Source organism: Streptomyces sp. NPDC000229, from assembly GCF_040300825.1.
In the GTDB taxonomy this organism is placed as follows: Bacteria; Actinomycetota; Actinomycetes; order Streptomycetales; family Streptomycetaceae; genus Streptomyces.
The window spans coordinates 1-2,918 of sequence record NZ_JBEPEL010000159.1 but is presented as its reverse complement, the minus strand read 5'-3'; the positions used below and the strand labels follow the sequence as shown (position 1 = coordinate 2,918).

Genomic DNA, 2,918 nt, shown 5'->3' with positions numbered 1-2,918 from the left:
GTTCGCGCCCGACGGGCGGACGCTGGCGTCGGGCGGCCGTCGCCTTGCTGGCGTCGCAGTGTCCGAATTCGGGGAAGGACACCCAGTAGGGGTCCTTGTCGAGGAGCCGGTACTTACCCGAGAAGCCGGAGCTGAACGTGCCGCCCATCGAGGTGGAGTTGATCCACCCGGACATGGAGGACCGGCCGCAGACCTCGTTCCAGGTGGGGCCTGCGAGGCGCTCGTCGTCGTAGAGGCGCCATTCGCCCTGGGTGACGCGGGTGGCGTAGGTCTGTACGCAGGCGTCGCCCGAGGCGACCGGGTTCATGCCGCCGACGACGCCGCCGGGCATACCGCCGGAGTTGTAGCTGGAGGCGTAGGCGAACTCGTCGCACGACGGCTTGTCGCTGGCGCTGATCTCCGGGACGGTCGTGGTCCGCGGGTTTCCGTACTTGGACGCCCAGCTTGTTCCGTCGCTGTTCTTCGGGCAGATGACGTCACGGTTCTTGTTCGGGTCGCGGCCGGGGGCGTTCTTGTCCGCCGAGGGCAGGAAGAACATCGGCTTGTTCGCGGACCGGCTGCCGGGGTGGTTGGACAGCTTGGACTGGATCAGCCATGCGTGCGCGACCGCCTGCGGCGTCTTCTTGAAGTTCATCACCCAGGTGGGGACGTACTTGTGGAACGCGCAGCCCGGGGTGGTGGAGGAGATCTTGTCGCAGCGGATCTGCGCGTCGGCGGTCTCCCAGCGCGAAGCGGCCGGGTTCGCCACGGGCGAGTAGGCGGTGATCTTCGTGGACAGGTCGAGGGTGTCGGCCTTGTTCACAGCGTTCCAGGTGTGGTCGTTCTTCCCGATGGCCGTGTGCGAGAACGGGTCGGCTCCCAGCCACTCCAGGGCGCCGTCCCACGACTGCGGACCGTTCGAGCAGCGGTCTGGCATCATGCAGTCGAAGCGGACGTTCAGCGTCACCGATATGAACTTGGCATCGACCTGGATCGGGACGAGGACGAGTTGCTGAGTGAACGTCGCCGAGGTTCCCGACAGCTTCACTTCCTGGCCGACGGCCCAGGATGCGTTCAGGATCTCACCGGTCGGCTTGCCGTCCTTGACGACGATTCCCTCGTACTCGTAGGTGAATCCGCTGATGCACGCCTCGTAGCGCTTGATGTCCAGGTTGCGTGTGTCGCACCAGTCGACCAGGTGCGGAAGCCCTGCCGTGACCCCGAACCCTTTCTTTTTGAGGGCGTCGCGAGTCTTCTTGCTGTTGTCCGGGACCAGACGCGAACACGGCTGGATGTTCGTCTCCTTGTTCACCTCGCCGCAGCTCCAGCCGTCCTTCTCGCTGTAGCCCTGCGGCCTGGTGACATTTTCGGGTGCGCTGGACCCGGTGGGCGGAACCTCCGGCGGGACCGGGTACACGTTGGGCTTGCCGATGGGCTGCGGTTCCTGGAAGTCGTCCTCGTTCAGCACGGGGGCGTTCTTGTCAGGCTCGGGGAGCTTGATGTCGACCGCACGGCCACGGGTCTTGAACTTGCCCCACGCGGACCACTCCGTTTCGTACAGGCTTCCGTCGTAGGCGGATGTACGGAACGCGTAGGTCGTGCCCGGCTTCAGGTTCCCATCCGGGACGGTGACCTTCGCTGTGCCACCGGAGTTGACGTAGCCCGAGACGAGGACGCCGTACGGCTGGTCCTTGATCATGATCTGTTTGTCGGGGTTGCCGAAAGCGTCCGTCGTGTAGACGGCGAAGGTCAGGTTGACCTTGTCACCGTCCGGGTCTGTCACAGTATTACTCAAGGTGGGCATGGTCCGATTGACCTGCCACACCCCGCCCGACTGCGTGGACGGCGGCCCGGCCACCAGATTCTTCCCCGACACGGGCCGCCCTCCGGCCAGCACGAGACTGGTCGTCTCCGGTCCGTGGACCTTCGGCGGCGCTCCCAGCGGATCAGGTTCCTTCGGTAAGCCGGCAGCGGAAGCGGGTCCCACCCCGGCCAGAACGGTAAGGACGGCGCCGACTGCCATGCAGCGCAGCGCCATCATTATGCGTGTGCGTCGCAACGATCCTCCTTGAAGGGTACGGATGTTCGACGCAAGCCCATCACGTGCAACTCCCGTGGAATAGGGGAAAGATCGCCATCCTGTACACGCCGCGCTTGTGCAGTCACACGACTCGTATTTGATCGACCAGAGGGCGGTGTCTATGTTTCGTCGTCGACCGCATGAGCGTGTGCTGAGGCGCCACGGGGTGGAGGTCATGACGACCGACCCCTATCCCGACGTCCCGGATTCGGACGGGGTGGACGGGGTGGTGATCGTGCGTCTCGCGGAGGACCAGAAAACCAGCATCCACGTCTGGCTGTTGGCCTGCCCCTGGCTGGACGCAGGCCAGCGGGAGCAGCTGTGTGAGTGCGCGTTGTCGGGGCTGGATCGGCTGATCGAGCACGAGCCGGACCCGGACGGCTGAGGCCGGCGTAGCGATGGCGGGCTCCAGCTGGTGGTGCGGCTGGTGGAGGTGTCCGCCTTCGACGGCTTAGCTTGGCTGAACTCGATGAACGTGCTCAGGCCCTGGCGATTCAACGGAAGGCGTCGGCGTTCTCCGAAGCCCACTGCCGGAACGGGCGAGCCGGCGTTCCGGTGACCTGTGAAACCGTGTCGCGCACCATCAGCAGCGGACACGGAAGACGCCTGGCTTGCCTTCCTCCGCTTCGGCCGACGGCTGTTCGACGTTCCCAACACACCCGATGCTGATGGCCTTCTGTTCCAGTACGGGACCTACTCATTTGACGGTCCTCCGACGTTCACGCTGGACCTCACCCGACAGTTCGAGATTGCCGACAGCGACGGCGATCACGACCACTACGTGCAGTACGGCTGGCGGCGGCGGTCGGTGGGCGAGCCGGGGTTGAGCAGCCTCAGACCGCCGGGCGCCGTGCTGTCC

General features: G+C 65.4%; 2 protein-coding genes and 1 pseudogene. 1 reads left to right on the top strand and 2 read right to left on the bottom strand.

The genetic code is table 11. From position 1 onward, the window contains the following. The coding region (locus ABT360_RS35190) for a hypothetical protein (RefSeq protein ID WP_351825814.1) at positions 1-1,774 on the bottom strand (1,774 nt) is incomplete at its 3' end. 460 nt (positions 1,775-2,234) lie between these two features. Between ABT360_RS35190 and ABT360_RS35185 the strand changes: the two genes are divergently transcribed. Then, a complete protein-coding gene (locus ABT360_RS35185; protein WP_351825812.1) occupies positions 2,235-2,444 on the top strand; it encodes a hypothetical protein in 210 nt (69 codons plus the stop codon). 395 nt (positions 2,445-2,839) lie between these two features. Here ABT360_RS35185 and ABT360_RS35180 read toward each other — a convergent pair. Next, positions 2,840-2,918 (bottom strand): annotated as a pseudogene (locus ABT360_RS35180) (YfcE family phosphodiesterase); the annotation flags it as partial.

Bases quoted from the DNA above. Each gene is read 5' to 3' on its own strand.
- ABT360_RS35185 (WP_351825812.1), top strand. From the start codon at position 2,235: ATGACGACCGACCCCTATCCCGACGTCCCGGATTCGGACGGGGTGGAC.